The following is a 17198-nucleotide window of genomic DNA, read 5'->3' on the forward strand; positions in this document are numbered from 1 at the left end:
GTTTACTTTCGAATCCGCCCACCGCCTGCCGCACGTCCCGGACGGCCACAAGTGCGGCCGCCTGCACGGCCACTCGTTCAAGGTCGCGTTGCACCTGAGCGGCGACCTCGATCCGCACACTGGCTGGATTCGCGACTTCTCCGAGATCAAAGCGATTTTCAAGCCTCTGTACGAGCGTCTCGACCACAATTACCTGAACGACATTCCTGGCCTGGAAAACCCGACCAGCGAAGTGCTGGCCAAATTCATCTGGAACGAGATGAAGCCATTGTTGCCGGAACTCAGCGCGATCCGCATTCATGAGACCTGCACCAGCGGGTGTATTTATCGCGGGGAATGACCGACCCGCAGACCGATACAAAACCCTGTGGGAGCGGGCTTGCTCGCGAAGGCATGCTGTCAATCAGCACATTTGTTGACTGACACACCGCCTTCGCGAGCAAGCCCGCTCCCACAGGGAAGGCGGCGTGTCAGGCAACGAATAAACAGCCTTTACGGCTGTTTTTTTATGCCTGTGCTGTCCGCTTCCCCGCCAAGAGGACAGGCCCGTGACGGACTGGCTGCCGGGCCATGTGTTTGACTTCAGGCGGCCACCTCGCCAGAACGCCTCCTAAGCTATCGCCGCCTGCTGCGCTTTCTTTGACCCAACACAAATCCCCTACGGGAGCGGGCTTGCTCGCGAAGGCATGCTGTCAATCAGCACATTTGTTGGCTGACACACCGCTTTCGCGAGCAAGCCCGCTCCCACAGGGAAGGCGGCGTGTCAGCCAACGAATAAACAGCCTTTACGGCTGTTTTTTTATGCCTGTGCTGTCCGCTTCCCCGCCAAGAGGACAGGCCCGTGACGGTCTGGCTACCGGGCCATGTGTTTGACTTCAGGCGGCCACCTCGCCAGAACGCCTCCTAAGCTATCGCCGCCGCCCTGCTGCGCTTTCTTTGATCCAACACAAATCCCCTGTGGGAGCGGGCTTGCTCGCGAAGGCATGCTGTCAATCAGCACATTTGTTGACCGGTACACTGCTTTCGCGAGCAAGCCCGCTCCCACATTGGGCTTGGATGAAGTCAGGTGCACCATTTCGCGCCGAATATCGCCGCCTTCTCCATACATACCGCGCATTGCCATTGATTGGCACGACCGCTGCAACCCTCCCGCGTCTTCTCCCTTCCAGCAAGGATCGCCTCATGACGCAGAACGCCTCCGGCAACGATTACCCGCTCAGTGAAGTCCCGATGCACGCGCGCAAAGGCCTGGCTTCGACGGCGATGGTGTTACTCGGCTTCACCTTTTTCACCGCGACCATGTTTGCCGGCGGCAAGCTGGGGGTCGCGTTCGGCTTTGCCGAGATGATGGCGGTGATCATCGTCGGCAACCTGTTGCTCGGTCTGTACGCGGCAGGCCTGGGTTACATCGCTTTCAAAAGCGGCCTCAACTCGGTGCTGATGGGCCGTTTCTGTTTTGGCGAAGTGGGCAGCAAGCTCAGCGACCTGATCCTCGGTTTCACCCAGATTGGCTGGTACGCCTGGGGCACGGCGACGGCGGCAGTGGTGATCGGCAAGTATTTCAGCCTCGATGAGGCCACGGTGCTCGGCCTGATGGTGCTGTTCGGGCTGGGCTTTTGCGCTACGGCGTACATCGGTTATCGCGGACTGGAAATTCTCTCGTACGTTGCGGTGCCAGCGATGATGTTGCTGCTGATGCTGTCGATGTGGGCAGCGACCGTGAAAGTCGGCGGCTTCGAAGGCTTGCTCAGCGTGGTGCCGAGCGGCTCGCTGGACTGGTCGACGGCGATCACGCTGGTATTCGGCACCTTTGTCAGCGGCGCAACGCAAGCCACCAACTGGACGCGATTTTCGCGCTCGGCAAAAGTGGCAGTGCTGGCCAGCCTGATCGGTTTTTTCATCGGCAACGGCCTGATGGTGCTGATCGGCGCGTACGGCGCGATCGTCTATCAGCAACCGGATGTGGTCGAAGTGCTGCTGTTGCAGGGCTTCGCCATGGCCGCGATGGCCATGCTGCTGCTGAACATCTGGAGTACGCAGGACAACACCATCTACAACTTCGCCGTCGCCGGTTGCAACCTGCTGCGCACCGGCCGGCGCAGAACCGTGACCCTGGGTGGCGCGGTGATCGGCACGGTGCTCGCCTTGCTCGGCATGTACGACATGCTGGTGCCCTATCTGATTTTGCTCGGCACGGTGATCCCGCCGATTGGCGGGGTGATCATGGCGGACTTTTTCTACCGCTGGCGCGGGCACTATCCGCGTCTGGCCGACGCACGGTTGCCGGCGTTCAACTGGCCGGGGCTCGGGGCCTACGGGGTGGGCACCATTGCTGCGTTCAGTTCGCCGTGGGTCGCGCCGCTGGTAGGGATCGCCGCTGCCGCGCTAACGTATGTCATCGTCACCGGTCTGCTCGGCGCCCGTCGCGTCAGCGCACCACTACAAGATCTATAAAAGGATTCGCCTGATGCACATCATCAACGCCCGCCTGCGCAACCAGGAAGGCCTGCACGAATTGCACCTGGAAAACGGTCTGATCCACAGCATCGCTCGCCAGACCGAAGCGCCGACGCTCGGCCCGGACGACCTCGACGCCGGTGGCAATCTGGTGGTGCCGCCCTTCGTCGAGCCGCACATTCACCTCGACGCCACCCTCACCGCCGGCGAGCCGCGCTGGAACATGAGCGGCACACTGTTCGAAGGCATCGAGTGCTGGGGCGAACGCAAGGTCACCATCACCGAAGAAGACACCAAGACCCGCGCCAAGAAGACCATTCAGGCGCTGGCCGCCCACGGCATCCAGCACGTGCGCACCCATGTCGACGTCACCGACCCGCAACTCACTGCGCTCAAGGCCATGCTTGAAGTGCGCGAGGAAAGCCGCCACCTGATCGACCTGCAAATCGTCGCGTTCCCGCAGGAAGGCATCGAGTCGTTCCGCAACGGCCGCGAGTTGATGGAAGAAGCAATCCGCATGGGCGCCGATGTGGTCGGCGGGATTCCGCATTTCGAGTACACGCGCGATCAGGGCGTCAGCTCGGTGAAGTTCCTGATGGACCTGGCCGAGCGCACCGGGTGCCTGGTCGACGTGCATTGCGACGAGACCGACGACCCACACTCGCGCTTCCTCGAAGTGCTCGCCGAAGAAGCGCGCAGCCGCGACATGGGCGCCCGCGTCACCGCCAGCCACACCACGGCGATGGGCTCTTACGACAACGCCTACTGCGCCAAACTGTTCCGCCTGCTCGGCCATTCCGGGATCAGTTTCGTCTCCTGCCCGACCGAAAGCATTCACCTGCAAGGACGCTTCGACAACTTCCCCAAACGCCGCGGCGTGACCCGCGTCAACGAACTGCTCGAAGCCGGAATGAACGTCTGTTTCGGTCAGGACTCGATCGTCGACCCGTGGTACCCGCTGGGCAACGGCAACATCCTGCGCGTGCTCGAGGCCGGCCTGCACATCTGCCACATGCTCGGCTATCGCAACCTGCAAAGTGCCCTGGACCTGGTCACCGACAACAGCGCCAAGGCCATGCACCTGGGCGAGCGTTATGGCCTTGAACAGGGCCGCCCGGCGAACCTGCTGATTCTTTCGGCGGACAGCGATTACGAAGTGATCCGCAGCCAGGGCCTGCCGCTGTACTCGATTCGTGGTGGCAAGGTGTTGATGAAACGGCAGATGCCAGTGCTGGAGTTCAGCTGAGATTTCGCGGCGGGGCTGATGGCCTTATCGCTGGCAAGCCAGGCCCCGACAGGTTTTGTGTTGAACACATGATTGCGCCCGAATGCAAAACCTGTGGGAGCCTGCCTTGGCAGCGATGGCGTCGGCCGATTCAATCCATCAACCGCGCCATGCCGAACAATTTCACTCGCAGCAACTCCCCTTCCGAAACCTCAAGCAAAACCGGCGCAATGCCGCCGGGCATCACCACGTGCACTTCACCCGACTCAACCCACCCCACCCGCCACGCCGCACAGGCCACCGCACTGGCGCTGGTGCCGGAAGAGGCGGTTGGCCCCTCGCCGCGCTCGAATACCCGGGCGAGGATTTTCTGCGGTGATGCCAGCGCGGCCCATTGCAGATTGATGCCCGCCGGGCAGGGATTTCCGGCGCCGGTGGGCATGGCATAGGCGATCGCTGTAAGCCGTTGGTTCAGGGTGGATTCACGCATCTGTTCGTTGCTCGGCAAAGCGGCCGCATCGCTGAGCAGCGTTACACAGTGCGGATTGCCGATACGGACGAATTGGCTGTGTGCCCAGTCAGGATTGAGTTGTGCCAGGGGCTGGACATGGCTGACGTCGCGATTGTTGAACTGAACGTTTTCAACCGTCTGCGCACCCACGACCTCCGGGCCGAATCCGGGCTGGCCGAGGTCGAGCCAGAAACCGCGTACGCCTTCGACCGTGGCCGGTTTCACTGAGGTTTCCAGCGCCTGGCCCTTGTCATGATGAACGCGCACCACTGCCCCCTGCTCCGGCATCAAGCCTTGCTCGGTCAATGCCTGAGAGAAAATTGTCAGGCCATTACCGCTGCGTTCGGCGAGGCTGCCGTCGGTGTTGACGATCAGCACATCGAACGGCGCCGCTGCCTGGAACGGGCCAATCAGCAGGCCGTCGCTGCGGTGGGCTTTGCTATTGGCCGGGCGCAGGCCTTCGGGCCAATGGCAGCACAGGGCGATAGCGGCTTCGCTCCATTGCCGCCGAGATGCGGCGCACTCTGCGGCGCTGGCCGGCAGAGCAATCCCGGCCTTGCGCAAGGCTTGGGGCGATACCACAGCGTAGATATTGCCGCGTGCGTCGTAGAACCTCGTCATTGCCGACCATTTCCCTTCGTATGGATGCACACCACTCTAATGATTAATACACACCCTGTGGGAGCGGGCTGGCTCGCGAAAGCGGTGAGCCAGTCAAATATTCTTAACCTGACATACCGCCTTCGCGAGCCAGCCCGCTCCCACAGGGTAGGATGTTCACCGTTACGCCCCGAAAGGCCTGAGATCGAACCTCAACGCCGTCAGAATGTCACTCGGGATGCAGTTGTTTTTTTGCCAAGGATCGATATGACCAGCCTCAACCCCCAAGACACCTTCGTCCCCGGACGTCTGCAACAGATGTCCACCCGCGTCGCTTTTTTCATCGCTGGCCTCGGCATCGCCGCCTGGGCGCCGCTGGTGCCGTACGCCAAGGCGCGAGCCGGGCTGGATGAGGGCACGCTGGGATTACTGCTGCTGTGCCTGGGTGTCGGCTCGATTCTGGCGATGCCGCTGGCGGGGATTCTCGCCACGCGTTTTGGTTGCCGACGCGTAGCCACTGGCGGCACCTTGCTGATCTGCGCGGCACTGCCGTTGCTGGCGACGGTGTCGTCGATTCCGGCGCTGATCGCCACGCTGTTCATGTTCGGCGCAGGCCTGGGCACGGTGGATTCGACGGTGAACCTGCAAGCGGTGATCGTCGAGCGCGCCAGCGGCAAGCACATGATGTCAGGGTTCCACGGTTTGTTCAGCCTGGGCGGCATCGTCGGCGCGGCAGGCGTCAGCGCCCTGCTCGGCCTCGGCCTGACTCCACTGGCGGCGATGCTGGTGGTCGTGGTGTTGCTGATCGGCGCCTTGCTCAAGTGTGTGCCGCACATGTTGCCCTATGGCAGCGAAAGCTCGGGGCCGGCGTTTGCCATCCCTCACGGCATCGTGCTGTTTATCGGCGGCATGTGCTTTATCGTTTTCCTCACCGAAGGCGCGGCGCTGGACTGGAGCGCGGTATTCCTGGCCCAGGAACGGGGCATCGACACGGCTTACGCGGGAATGGGCTACGCAGCGTTTGCCCTGACGATGACGGTGGGACGTCTGCTGGGCGACCGCATCGTGCGCAAGCTTGGGGCCACGCGGATCATTTTGTTTGGTGGTCTGTTGGCGGCGGCGGGATTGTTTCTCGCCACCTTCGCGCCGAGCTGGCAAGCGGCGCTGGTCGGGTACGCGCTGGTCGGTGCCGGTTGTTCCAACATCGTGCCGGTGCTGTACACCGCGGTGGGCAAGCAGACGGTGATGCCGGAAAGCATCGCGGTGCCGGCGATTACCACGCTCGGTTATGCCGGGATTCTCGCCGGGCCGGCGGTGATCGGTTTCGTTGCGCATGCCAGCAGCCTGAGTTTTGCCTTTGGGCTGATGGCGGTGTTGCTGGTGGCTGTGGCGATTGGCGGCAAAGTCCTCAAGGTCTAAAGCAAAAGATCGCAGCCTTCGGCAGCTCCTGCATGGGTTTGCGTTCCCCTGTAGGAGCTGCTGAAGGCTGCGATCTTTTGATCTTGTGTTTTAAAAACCGACGCTGGCCTGCACGAAGAACGTGCGTGGCGCACCGACATACATCCCTGAGTTGTTGTCGCTTGAGCGGGTGAAGTACTGCTTGTCGAAGATGTTTTTCACCCCGGCGCCGAGCTTGAGATTCGACACCTGCGCGCCGAAGTCATAGCCTCCGCGCACGTTCCAGGTCACGTAACCCGGAATGTCGCCGTACTGCCCGTCTGCCGTGCCTTCGGTAATGTAGTTGCCATTGAAGCTGCCATCCGCATTCACCCCCGTGCCCGGTGAACGCTGTTTCGATTGAGCGAAGCCGTCGATGTTGTAAGTCCAGCGATTGATGTCGTATCGCAAACCGACCGTGGCCACCTGCCGCGAATAGAACGGCAGATCGCGGCCCTTGAAGCCGGGGATCTCGCCTTCATACGTCGCGCGGGTATAAGTGAAGCCAGCGTTGGCCGTCAGGCCATCGAGGCGCGGGTCGAGGGCAGCCATGTCGTAGTGCATCGAAGCTTCGATGCCCTGGTGTTTGGTCGCGCCAAGGTTGGTCCAGCCGACGTCGTTGCTGATGTATTGCAGTTCGTCATCGAAGTCGATGTAGAACAGCGTCACTTCACCGCCCCACACATCATCGTTGTAGCGCGTGCCGATCTCGTAGGTCTTGGCCTTTTCCGGCTCCAGACCATTGGCGGTGCTGTCACCGGAACCGCCCTGGCCGAGCTGGAAATATTGCAGGCTGCCAAACGAGGTTTCGTAGTTGGCGAACAGCTTCCAGGCATCGGACAGGTGATACATCACGCTCAGCGCCGGCAGCGGTTCGTTGCTTTCGATACTGCGATTTTTTTCCGGGACCGGCCGGCCAGCAGTGTCGAGCACGGCGCGGTCATGCCAATCGGTGCTGATGTGTTCGAAGCGAATGCCCGGGGTGATGGTCCAGCTACCGACGTCGATCTTGTTGTCGACATACACCGAGTTGGCCTCTGTACCGCCGGTGCGATCCTGGAACACATGACCGTCGGAGGTGGGCGTGGTCACCGGCCGATTATTGACCAGCGCCAGACGGCTCGACTCCTCGTGCATGGCCTCTTTCAGATAGCGATAACCGACGCTGACTTCCTGCGTGGTCGGACCGACATCGAAAACCCGAGACACGCGCGGCTCGATGCCGAGGGTGTAGTAGGAACGCGGGTAGGAGCTGAGGGTGCGCTGATCGCGCGCGGCGATGGTGCTGCCGCGAAAGCTGTCGGTGTAGTAGGTGAGGATTTCCGCCTGAGTGCGCTCATCGATCTGGCGGATCCACTTGAACGATACGTCCTTGCGTCGGCCTGTGAACTGGTCGTAGTCACGCACCGATTCGTACGGTTTGTCGTCGTACTGACGTTGGGTCAGACCGCCGGGCATGTCGGCGCTGGCGTCGTAATAGTGGAAATTGAGACTGAAATCGTCCTGATCGGTCGGCGCCCAGTGCGTCTTGAGCAGCACGTCGTCGATGTCATTGCCGTTGTTGCGCTCGCGATAGCCGTGACCATTGACGCCGGAATACAGCAGCGCGACGCCCATGCCGTTGTCGGCGGTACCGCCGAGGAACGCCGTGTCGATGTGTTTCCAGCCGCCGTACTGAGTCGTTTCCAGGGTGGTACCGATTTCGCCGGTGGTTTTCTCCGGGATCGCGCGGGTCACGAAGTTGATCACGCCACCCACGTTCTGCGGCCCGTAACGCACGGAACCGGCGCCACGCACGACGTCGATGCTGTCGAGGTTGCCCGAGGAAATCGGCGCCATCGACAACTGCGGCTGGCCATAGGGGGCAAACGCGGCAGGTATGCCATCGATCAGCACGGTCGAGCGAGGCGATAAACGAGAAGTCAGACCGCGTACACCAACGTTAAGGGAAATATCACTGCCGCCGGTGCCGTTAGAGTCCTGCACCTGCACGCCGGGCACGCGTTTGAGCACGTCGCTGACGTTCATCGCCCCCTGCTCGACCATGGCTTCGCGGCGGATCACGGTTCGCGCGCCCGGGTGGTTTTGCACCTCCGCTGCGTCGGCGTCACCGAGCCAGTCGCCGACCACTTTGATGTCGGTCACGCCGAGCTCCAGCGGACCATTGCCGGTTGCAGAGGTGGATGCTGGTGCAAGCGTCACCGAGCCTTCGTTGATCTGATAGTCGAGGCCGCTGCCTTGCAACAACTGGCGCAAGGCCTGCTCCGGTGAGAGGTCGCCGTCGACCGCAGACGCCTGTTTGCCGGCCACCAGCTCGGGGTTGAAGAACACCTGCAGCGAGGTTTGCTGGCCCAGTTCGCTCAGCGCCTGGCCCAGCGGTTGCGCGCGGATATGAATGGCTTCAGCGGCAAACGCCAACGGCATCGCTGCATTGACCGCGAGCGCCAGCGCCAGGGGCAACCAAGGGGATTTTTTATTGTGATGGGTGGTGATGTTCACGTCGTACGGAGTCCTGTGGATCGCAAGAGTGTGCGGCTGTTAATGCAAACCAGTTGCAGTTGACCAGGAAGACGATGAACTCGGAAAAAACCTGAATGCTATCTGGAAATTATTTCCTGACTGCCGTCGGCGAGGGTGCGCACGGCCACCGGCAAAATGGTCGGCAGAGCCTTGAGCAACGCGTCGGTGTCGTCGGTTTTGAACACGCTGGTCAGGCGCAGGCTGGCCACGTCCGGTTGGGACACGACCAGCGGCTTGTCGCGATAGCGCGATACTTCGGCCGCCACTTCGCTGAGGCTGGCGTTGTTGAACACCAGTTTGCCGTTACGCCACGCGCTGAGCTGCGCCGGGTCGACCGCGTAGGCCGGCAGGACGTTGCCTTGGGCATCAACCGCAGTGCCGAGGCCGGCGGCCAGGTTGACGAACTTGTCGTGCGGGGCATCACTCCCCTGCACTTTCACCGTACCCTGCTCCACCGCCACGCGGGTTTGATTGGCATCGCGGCGTACATCGAAACGCGTACCGGTGACCGTGACCTTGCCGCTGCCGGCCTCGACAATAAAAGGCCGCGAGGCGTCATGTGCAACGCTGAACATCGCCTCGCCCGCGCTCAACTCGATTACCCGTCGATGCTGCTCATAACGCACCTGCAAGCGGCTGCGACTGTTCAGATCGATCACCGAACCGTCCGGCAACGCCACGTGTTTGCGCTCGCCAAGCGTTGTGGCGAATTCGGCGCGGTAACCGCCCGAATGATTCAGCCCACTGAACAGGCCAAGTCCCAGCGCAACGGCGAGGACGCTCGCGGCCACGCCATAACGCAATAACGGACGGCGTTCGCGACGAGTCGGCGCAGGTTCAATCAGTGCTTCGAGGCGCGAGGTCGGCAGCAGATCAGCCGCCATCCACAAGCCCTGCAGCAGTTGAAACTCTTCGTGGTGCTGCGGATGCTCGTTCAGCCAGGCGTCGAAGCGCTGCTGTTCTTCGACGCTGACATTCGGCTCCTGCAAACGCACGAACCACGCCGCCGCCTCGTCACGCACCGCCGCTTGCCCACAGGCGCAATCACGAGTTTCCATCATGGAATGTCCTGTCCGGCTGAGAATGAAAAGGTGCGAGCGCTCATGATTGCAAGCCATCCAGCCGCTCACGCAGATGCCGCAGGGTGCGGATCATATACTTTTCGACCATGTTCTTGGACAGCCCCAGGCGTTCGGCAATTTCCGCCTGCGTCAGGCCTTCGATCTTCTGCCAGACAAAGATCTTGCGGCAGTTGAGCGGCAACTCGGTGAGCGCGCGTTCGATGGAATCGGCCAACTGGATCGCGTGCATGTAATGCTCCGGATCGCCCGCGAACGACGCACTGTCGTCAGCCGCCTCCGACTCCATGACGCCCCGCCGGTCCTCCCGCCGATAACCATCGACCGCGATATTACGCGCCGTCTGGTGCAGATAAGCGCGCGGCTGCTGGACCTTCGCCGAATCCGCCTCAAGTACCCGCACAAAGGTGTCGTGCGCCAGATCCTCGGCTTGCGCGCGATTGCGCAAGCGACGAGTCCAGGTACCGATCAACTCTTCGTAATGCTCGAAAAAGCCGGATCTGCGGGAGCGCATGAGGGATGGACGGCGTGGTGAGGAAAGGGCGTGAATAGTAATGCTTCGTATTAAGACCGGCAATTCATTCCTTTGGATGCAAATACAGTCAGCAACAATGCCACACCATTGCACGCGATCAACGTCGCTCCCAATGCCTGAAACCAGCCGGCCAGCATCAATCCTGCGCCTATCAGCCAGTAATACATCAAACCCAGCAAGGCGCCTGCGGTACCCAGGCGATCGGTGTAATCCACCAGCGCCTGGCCAAGAATGTTGGGGATGGCCATGCCGAACGCCAGCACGATCAGCAGCATCGGCACCACAAACGCGGCGCTGTCCTGCAGTAACCAGACGCCAATGCCACCGGCCAGCCCACACACCGCTGCGAGCCGGATCAATGGCACCGCTGCGAACCCGGCCAACAAAAGCCGCTTGTTGCACCACGCACCAACACCCGAACCCAGCGCAAGCAACACGCCGCTGTATCCGAACCAGGCCTCGCTCAAGCCCAAGCGCTGGAACATGAACGGTGCGAGGCTGTAGTAACTGAACAGCGCAATGTTGAACGAGGCAATCCACGCCGCCGAGCGCCAAATCCCGAGGTCGCGCAGCATGCGCCAGAGGGTCTCGGAAAGACTGACAACCGGGGTCTGTTGCGGGCGGGATTCCGCCAGGCCGTACCAACTCCACAGCCATAAACACGTAGCCAGCAATCCCAGCGCGCCCAGCACACCGCGATAACCGAACGCCTGCACCAGGCTGGCCCCGCTGAACAATCCTATCGCCGGGCTGGCCGCCAGAGCGATGCCCACCAGTGAGAAAACCTGCGCCAGCTCGGCACCCTTGAACCGATCACGCAATACGGTTTGCGTGACCACCGAACCCACCGCCGCTCCAAACGCTGCCAGTCCTTGAACCCACAGCAAAGCGTTGAAACTGCTGACCCGCAGGCCGATCAGCATAGCAACGGCATACAGCGCCAAACCCGCCAGCATCACTGGTCGTCGTCCGAAGCGATCACACGCCCGGCCCCACACCACTACGCCAAATGCAAACGCCAGAAAGTACACCGACAAGGTCTGCGCTACCGCTTGCGGACCGACAGCAAAGACGCTTCCGATATCCCCCAACGCCGGGCTGTACAGTGTTTGGGCGATTTGTGGAAACATCAGCAAGGCGATGGCCAGCGCCAGAAAATTCCGTTTATACATCCCTCAAAACTCCTCTCCCAAAGTCGAGAAGCTTAAAATCCAACGCGTGGCGTATTATCCAGATCCCGCCAAATAATCGCTTGAATCGGACAAATCCATGGCCTGGCTCGATGCCCACTCGACGTTTGATGCGGACAGTTTTACCGCTCCGGTCATCGGCCTCGCCTCGATTTTGGCTGAACACGATTCAGGCATGCATCGCCATCGGCGCGGGCAATTGCTGTACACGCGACAGGGCTGCATCCGGATTACCCTGGCGCAGCAGTTGTGCCTGTTGCCTCCCTCGCGGGCAGCCTGGATCCCGGCTGGGATCAGCCACCGCGCGGTCATGCAGCAGAGCGTCGATTACCGTTCGATCTATCTGGTCGATGACTTATGTGATGAGTTGCCGCCGCAGGTCTGTGTCATTGAGGTCAGCCCGCTGCTGCGCGCGGTGCTCGAGCCGATGGCGACGGCGCCCTTTGACACTGACTGGCGACGAGGCAAATTTGCCCACTTGCTCGGGCTGTGTCTTAGCGAAATTCAGGATGCTGTGCAGCAACCGATGCTGTTGCCATTGCCGCAGGACAAACGCCTGAAACCTCTCCTGGCGGTGCCAGAATGCCTGCCACCCGCGCTGAATGTGTTGGAACATCAGATCGGCGCCAGCAGCCGCACCATCGGCCGCATCTTCCAGCGCGAGACCGGCTTGAGCTATCAGCAATGGCGCCAGCAGTGGCGCCTGATGCGCGCCATCGAACTGCTCGCCACCGGACGAAGCCTGAGTTACTGCGCCTTTGAGCTGGGGTTTGCCAGCGACAGCGCGTTCATCGCCTTTTTCAAATCAATGACCGGTAGCACGCCGGGCCAGTGGCTCAAGTAAGTGGACAATCAGACGCAGCACCGGCGGCACCGAGTGCGCAGGGGCATTGAAAATGCCCCTGTGATGCCGGCAGCTCAGGCCTGCGGCAGCTTACGGAAGCCTACGGCAAGGCGATTCCAGCCGTTGATGGTGTTGATCGCCACGGTCAGGTCAACCAGCTCCTTCGGTGAAAACTGCGCGGCGACCACGTCGTAGTCTTCGTCCGGGGCGTGGGTCAGGCTCAGTTGCGTCAGCGATTCGGTCCACAGCAGCGCGGCGCGCTCACGCTCGCTGAAAAACGGCGCTTCCCGCCATGCCGTCACGGCGAACAGGCGGCGTGGGGTTTCGCCGTCCTTGATCGCGTCGGCGGTGTGCATGTCGATACAGAAGGCGCAGCCATTGATCTGCGAAGCGCGCAGCTTGACCAATTCGATCAGGCTTTTTTCCAGCGGCAGTTTCGAGACGGCATTTTCCAGCGCCATCATCGCTTTCAGGGCATCGGGGGAAGCGGTGTAGAAATCGGCACGAGGTTGCATGGTGGGACTCCGGGGTAGCGATTGAATGTGTGGCTACGTTAGTCCCCGTGGATGGTTCGGCAAATAGCCAATAGTGCCGAAGAACAGTAGGCCACTTGGCGCAGCAGCTTGACCGCTCGTCACTCGACCGGCACCAAGACTTGGGCGCGCGAGACCAATATCAGGTAATCCCCTTTATCAGGAGACGTACCATGATGACGCGCACATTCACTTCGCTGTTGTTGGCCGGCCTGCTCGCCACGGCATCCACCGCCAGCTTCGCCGCCAATGACAGCACCGATGCCACCGGCACCAAATCCGGCGCCACCAGCGGCTCGACCATGCCACCTGATAACACCCCGGGCGCGCCGTCGGGCGGCAACAGTTCGGGAACCTCGGGCGGCAGCACGGGTAGCGGAGCTGGCGGTGGCACGGGTACCAATGGCGGCGCCAGCGGTTCGGGTTCCGGCGCGGGCGGCGGCACCGGTTCGGCCGGCGGCGGCACAGGGGGTGCAGGCGGTGGCACGGGCGGCTGAACGAACAAGAGCCATCCCAGATAAAGAAACGCTGATTAACTGTGGGAGCGAGCTGGCTCTCGAAGGCATTGTGTCAGTCGACTGATTGGGTGACTGATGCGCCGCTTTCGCGAGCAAGCTCACTCCCACATTTGTTCGATAGTGTGATTGAGATCAGCGATCCGAACGCATCAATTGGGCAAAATCTTCTTGTACTGCAAACACCGCCGCGCGATTGCGTCCGGCATTTTTCGCCTGATACAACGCCGCATCGGCGCGCTGTATAAATACCTGCGGGCTGTCGTGGCCATGCGGAATAAATGAATAACAGCCCAGGCTCACGGTGAGATAACCGGTCGGCGAGCCACTGTGAATGATGTGTTTGTCGATCACGCTGCGGCGAATTTGCCCGGCGATTGCCAGTGCACCGTTGATGTCGGTGTCCGGTAACAGCACGGCGAATTCTTCACCACCGTAACGCACCGCCAGATCCGACTTGCGCTGGCAGCAGGCCTTCACCGCTTGCGCCACCTGCGCCAGGCATTGGTCGCCGGCGACGTGGCCATAAGCATCGTTGTAGCGCTTGAAGAAATCGATATCGAGCATGATCAGGCTGACCGGACTGACCTGGCGCGCGCCACGGGCAAATTCAATATCCAGCGAGCGCTCGAACAAGCGGCGATTGGCCAACCCGGTGAGGCTGTCGTGGGTGGCGATCTGTTCCAGCGCCAGTTGCGCCTTGCGCAGGTTCTTCTCGATGCGCTCGCCGTCGCGCACCTGATGAATGAATACCCAACCGAACAGGCCAATGCCGAGAATCACCAGCGCGACAATCACGCTGGACTGGAATGCGCGCTCGTGCCAGCCCTGCAGGATCGTCTCTTGCGAAGTGGCGGCGGACACCACCAGCGGATACGAGGCCAGCTGGCGATAGCCATACAGGCGGGTCACGCCATCGACCACGGAATTGAGCATCGCCGTACCCGCATTCGCGTTGGGCAACAGGGTTTGATAGATCTCGCCGTGGGCTACAGAGGTATTGATCAGCGACTCGTCGAAGGGCCGTCGCGCCAGCAAGGTGCCGTCGGTCAGCGCCATGAACATGATGCCGCTGTCATCGAGGCTGAAGCTTTTGAAGAACTGATCGAAGTACGACATGCGGATGCCGGCCATCAACACGCCCTGAAAATTGCCGAGCTGGTCGTTGACGCGTCTGGAAATCGGAATGATCCACTCGCCGTTTTCGCGGCTGCGAATCGCCGGGCCGATGTGCGCAACCGTCGAGGCATTCTGCTGGTGGAACTTGAAATATTCGCGATCGGCCACGCCGTTGCCACGGGGCAGATCGGCGAACGAAGTAATGACCCACTGCCCTTCGCGGTCAAAGAGAAAAATGCCGTGCAACTGATCCAGCTGCTGCGCGCGGCGCACGAAGATCCTTTTTAACCGGGGTCGCTGCGTCGCCCCATAGCCATCGTCCTGAATCCAGTCGACGAGGCTGGTCATCACCAGATCCGCTGCACGCACAGTGTCTTCAGCCTGCTGGGCCATGGCTCGGGTCAGGTTGCCCGAAGCCATCTTCGCCACCGCGAGGTCCTGACGCCGCGACTGCTCCAGTTGCAGGTAGAGAAGACCGCACAGGCACAGGCTCACCGCAACGATGAACAGCACCGCCGCTTTGCGAAGCGGCAGGCGCTTGAGCGTGCCGGGAGCTTGATGCGGATCGTGAACGGGAATTGGCAAAAGCATGTCCTGGGCAGGTACGACAGGGGCGCGAGCCCGAAACCCTTGTGTTCGTGAGCGTAGCCCACCGGGATGCACGGAGCAAACGCCCGCCTCCCGCCCAGTTATCGGCGCCTCGCGAGTTTGGATGATCGCTGATCGTCGATTTATTTTCGATTGCTGCTTTACGGTTAATCAGTTGTGCAGGGCCAGACGCCAACATCGCGCTGGGTGGCCATGGCCAGCAGTTGCACCGGTGCGGCGCGTTCCAGGTAATACGGATCGTCCCAGGATTCGGCAATGGTCGGCGCGACGACGATCACGCCGTGGTTCTTCAAAAAAAGGATATCGGCCTCGCCCATGACGCTGGCGATGCGGTCGTCTTCGGGATACGTCCAGCGCGAAGCCGTTGTCATCCTCGTCCACCGCCGTGCGCCCGCAGAACTTCAGCGCGGTCTGCCCCAGCCACGGCAGCGGCGGGCCTTGCCACAGACACAATGCGGTGACGTGCGGCCTGTGCGTGTGAAATGCGACTGTTACCCGTGGCCACTGTTTATGCAGTCGCGCATGGGTGTAGAGGCGCGCAGCACGAACGAATTTTGCCAAGAACCACAAATCTTCAGGCACAAAAAGGCGCTCATGCGAGCGCCTCTTTTCATAGGCCGCTACAGATGCTTACCGTACCGGCGGCACCCGAATATCCCCCGCCCGACACTGGGTGTTAACCCCTTTGCCACACGCGCCGAACTGCAAATCCTTGTCCATGCACACCCGCACTTCCGACAACTGCGGGCCGCTGCAGACCACTGCAATGCCGTCAGCCGGAATTCGCGGATTGGCCTTGCGAAACAGATCGACGATTTCCTGCGCTTCGAAATAATACGACGTCGAGCCGAACGCTTGTAACGCCTGCGGAATCTTCACAGCGCCAAGGGCCTGATCAGACTTGTCGAGATAGCCCATTGCGCCGAGACCGCTGCAGGTGCCGTGCTTGGACCATTCGTGATCGAGCAGTTTTTTCGTTGGGAACAGTGTCAGGCCCTTCTCCGTCTGCGCAGCCGATAGCGCGACGAGCGGCGGACAGGATTGCGGCCAGCCGCCCTTGGCGTATTGCGGCCACAAGCCGTGCAGGACAAAACCATAACCCTTGCCGGTGCACTGCGCGTCGTCCTTGTGCGTCAGACAAAAAGTCGGCGACCAGGACAGCGCCAGCAGGTAGTAATCGAACACCCCCGCCACCGATTCCGCCTGGGCTTTGCTCGATGACGACTGACGCGCCGAACTCATGCCGATGCTACCGGCCGTCAGCGCGATCAGTGCCAGAATTGTAAACAGCTTTTTCATTGACCCGTTCCTTGGGACGCCTGCGTCCGTGATTTTCATTGTTGGCCAGGCTTGGCCATTGCTGATTTCGACACGCTTGTATTGCAAGCGCATGACGCAAGGCAAAGCCCTGCGTCGTTCAAAGGTCTACGCTGAACAGGCAGACATCCAACAAGGGAACCGACATGAGTAAAGCAGACGAACTCGCCGCCAGACTCAAGCAGACCCGGCACACCCAGGCTGACGACATCAGCTGCGCTGCACTTGAGATCGATTGCTGGCCCGCTCAGGTGTACGACTTGTACCACCGCATCGAGGGCTGGCTGCAGCCAGTGACGGAAGTAGGACTGAAGATTCGGCGAAATCCTACGCACGTTTGCGAAAGTTCGCCGGATGGCGAAACCCACGACTACGCCATCGACCAATTGGTGATCGAGGCCAACCATCACAGCCTGACGTTCGATCCGATCGCGCGGTTTACCGAGGATGGTTGCGGACGTGTGGAGATCAAGGTCCCGGGCCGCGATCAGTCGTTGCTGCGCACGGTTGACGAGCATGGCGAAAGCCACTGGTGGTTGCAGACTATCGAGACAGGTCAGGAGCTGGATGCGATAGCATTGACGGAAAACAATCTGCTGCAGGTGGTGCAGCAAGGGCTGGGTCTGTAGCGAATCAACGCTGACGCACACTGTCGGACTGGATCAATGGTGAGAACGTGTTTAACTTCGAACACGTCCTTTCCGTCC

At 61.1% G+C, this 17198-nt stretch carries 15 protein-coding genes and 1 pseudogene; 7 read left to right on the top strand and 9 right to left on the bottom strand.

Annotation, left to right across the window (positions count from 1 at the left end; all coding sequences use genetic code 11):
* The 3 genes from queD to codA form a co-directional block, all read left to right on the top strand.
* Positions 1–340: 6-carboxytetrahydropterin synthase QueD (gene queD, locus CXF97_RS12900; protein WP_101158822.1), on the top strand; the 340-nt coding region annotated here is incomplete at its 5' end.
* A gap of 842 nt (positions 341–1182) precedes the next feature.
* Complete coding sequence (gene codB / locus CXF97_RS12915) at positions 1183–2454, top strand: cytosine permease (RefSeq protein ID WP_101158823.1); 1272 nt, start codon at positions 1183–1185, stop codon at positions 2452–2454.
* A 13-nt stretch (positions 2455–2467) separates the two neighbouring features.
* Positions 2468–3703 (top strand): cytosine deaminase, encoded by a 1236-nt coding sequence (gene codA / locus CXF97_RS12920; protein WP_101158824.1) that lies wholly within the window; start codon positions 2468–2470, stop codon positions 3701–3703.
* 130 nt (positions 3704–3833) lie between these two features.
* Here codA and CXF97_RS12925 read toward each other — a convergent pair whose 3' ends face one another.
* On the bottom strand, positions 3834–4814 hold the full coding sequence (locus CXF97_RS12925) for a diaminopimelate epimerase (protein WP_101158825.1): 981 nt from the start codon (positions 4812–4814) through the stop codon (positions 3834–3836).
* Between the two features lie 246 nt (positions 4815–5060).
* On the opposite strand from CXF97_RS12925, the gene CXF97_RS12930 reads away from it, so the two are divergent.
* On the top strand, positions 5061–6212 hold the full coding sequence (locus CXF97_RS12930; protein ID WP_101158826.1) for an MFS transporter: 1152 nt from the start codon (positions 5061–5063) through the stop codon (positions 6210–6212).
* Positions 6213–6302: 90 nt separating this feature from the next.
* Here CXF97_RS12930 and CXF97_RS12935 read toward each other — a convergent pair whose 3' ends face one another.
* From CXF97_RS12935 to CXF97_RS12950, 4 genes are all read right to left on the bottom strand, one after another.
* Complete coding sequence (locus tag CXF97_RS12935) at positions 6303–8729, bottom strand: TonB-dependent receptor (RefSeq protein WP_101158827.1); 2427 nt, start codon at positions 8727–8729, stop codon at positions 6303–6305.
* Between the two features lie 98 nt (positions 8730–8827).
* A complete protein-coding gene (locus tag CXF97_RS12940; RefSeq protein WP_101158828.1) occupies positions 8828–9811 on the bottom strand; it encodes a FecR family protein in 984 nt (327 codons plus the stop codon).
* Positions 9812–9851: 40 nt separating this feature from the next.
* Complete coding sequence (locus CXF97_RS12945) at positions 9852–10343, bottom strand: sigma-70 family RNA polymerase sigma factor (RefSeq protein WP_101158829.1); 492 nt, start codon at positions 10341–10343, stop codon at positions 9852–9854.
* Positions 10344–10393: 50 nt separating this feature from the next.
* Entirely contained in the window at positions 10394–11536 is a 1143-nt protein-coding gene (locus CXF97_RS12950; RefSeq protein WP_101158830.1) for an MFS transporter, read from the bottom strand.
* A gap of 97 nt (positions 11537–11633) precedes the next feature.
* Between CXF97_RS12950 and CXF97_RS12955 the strand changes: the two genes are divergently transcribed.
* Positions 11634–12398 (top strand): helix-turn-helix transcriptional regulator, encoded by a 765-nt coding sequence (locus CXF97_RS12955; protein ID WP_101158831.1) that lies wholly within the window; start codon positions 11634–11636, stop codon positions 12396–12398.
* Between the two features lie 74 nt (positions 12399–12472).
* Here CXF97_RS12955 and CXF97_RS12960 read toward each other — a convergent pair whose 3' ends face one another.
* A complete protein-coding gene (locus CXF97_RS12960) occupies positions 12473–12913 on the bottom strand; it encodes a carboxymuconolactone decarboxylase family protein (protein WP_042609087.1) in 441 nt (146 codons plus the stop codon).
* Between the two features lie 191 nt (positions 12914–13104).
* On the opposite strand from CXF97_RS12960, the gene CXF97_RS12965 reads away from it, so the two are divergent.
* Positions 13105–13428, top strand: a complete 324-nt coding sequence (locus tag CXF97_RS12965; RefSeq protein ID WP_101158832.1) for a hypothetical protein — start codon at positions 13105–13107, stop codon at positions 13426–13428.
* A gap of 153 nt (positions 13429–13581) precedes the next feature.
* On the opposite strand, the gene CXF97_RS12970 is transcribed toward CXF97_RS12965, so the two are convergent.
* From CXF97_RS12970 to CXF97_RS12980, 3 genes and pseudogenes are all read right to left on the bottom strand, one after another.
* Positions 13582–15150 carry a sensor domain-containing diguanylate cyclase gene (locus CXF97_RS12970; protein WP_101158862.1) on the bottom strand — a complete coding sequence of 523 codons (1569 nt, stop codon included), beginning with the start codon at positions 15148–15150 and terminating at the stop codon, positions 13582–13584.
* A 197-nt stretch (positions 15151–15347) separates the two neighbouring features.
* Positions 15348–15717: pseudogene (locus CXF97_RS12975) on the bottom strand (class II aldolase/adducin family protein); the annotation flags it as partial.
* Between the two features lie 87 nt (positions 15718–15804).
* Positions 15805–16473 carry a ribonuclease T2 gene (locus CXF97_RS12980; RefSeq protein ID WP_101158833.1) on the bottom strand — a complete coding sequence of 223 codons (669 nt, stop codon included), beginning with the start codon at positions 16471–16473 and terminating at the stop codon, positions 15805–15807.
* A 164-nt stretch (positions 16474–16637) separates the two neighbouring features.
* Here CXF97_RS12980 and CXF97_RS12985 point away from each other — a divergent pair, with 164 nt between their 5' ends.
* On the top strand, positions 16638–17120 hold the full coding sequence (locus CXF97_RS12985) for a hypothetical protein (RefSeq protein WP_101158834.1): 483 nt from the start codon (positions 16638–16640) through the stop codon (positions 17118–17120).
* Positions 17121–17198: the final 78 nt, after the last annotated feature.

The sequence above is a fragment of the Pseudomonas sp. Choline-02u-1 genome (genome assembly GCF_002836515.1).
In the GTDB taxonomy this organism is placed as follows: domain Bacteria; phylum Pseudomonadota; class Gammaproteobacteria; order Pseudomonadales; family Pseudomonadaceae; genus Aquipseudomonas.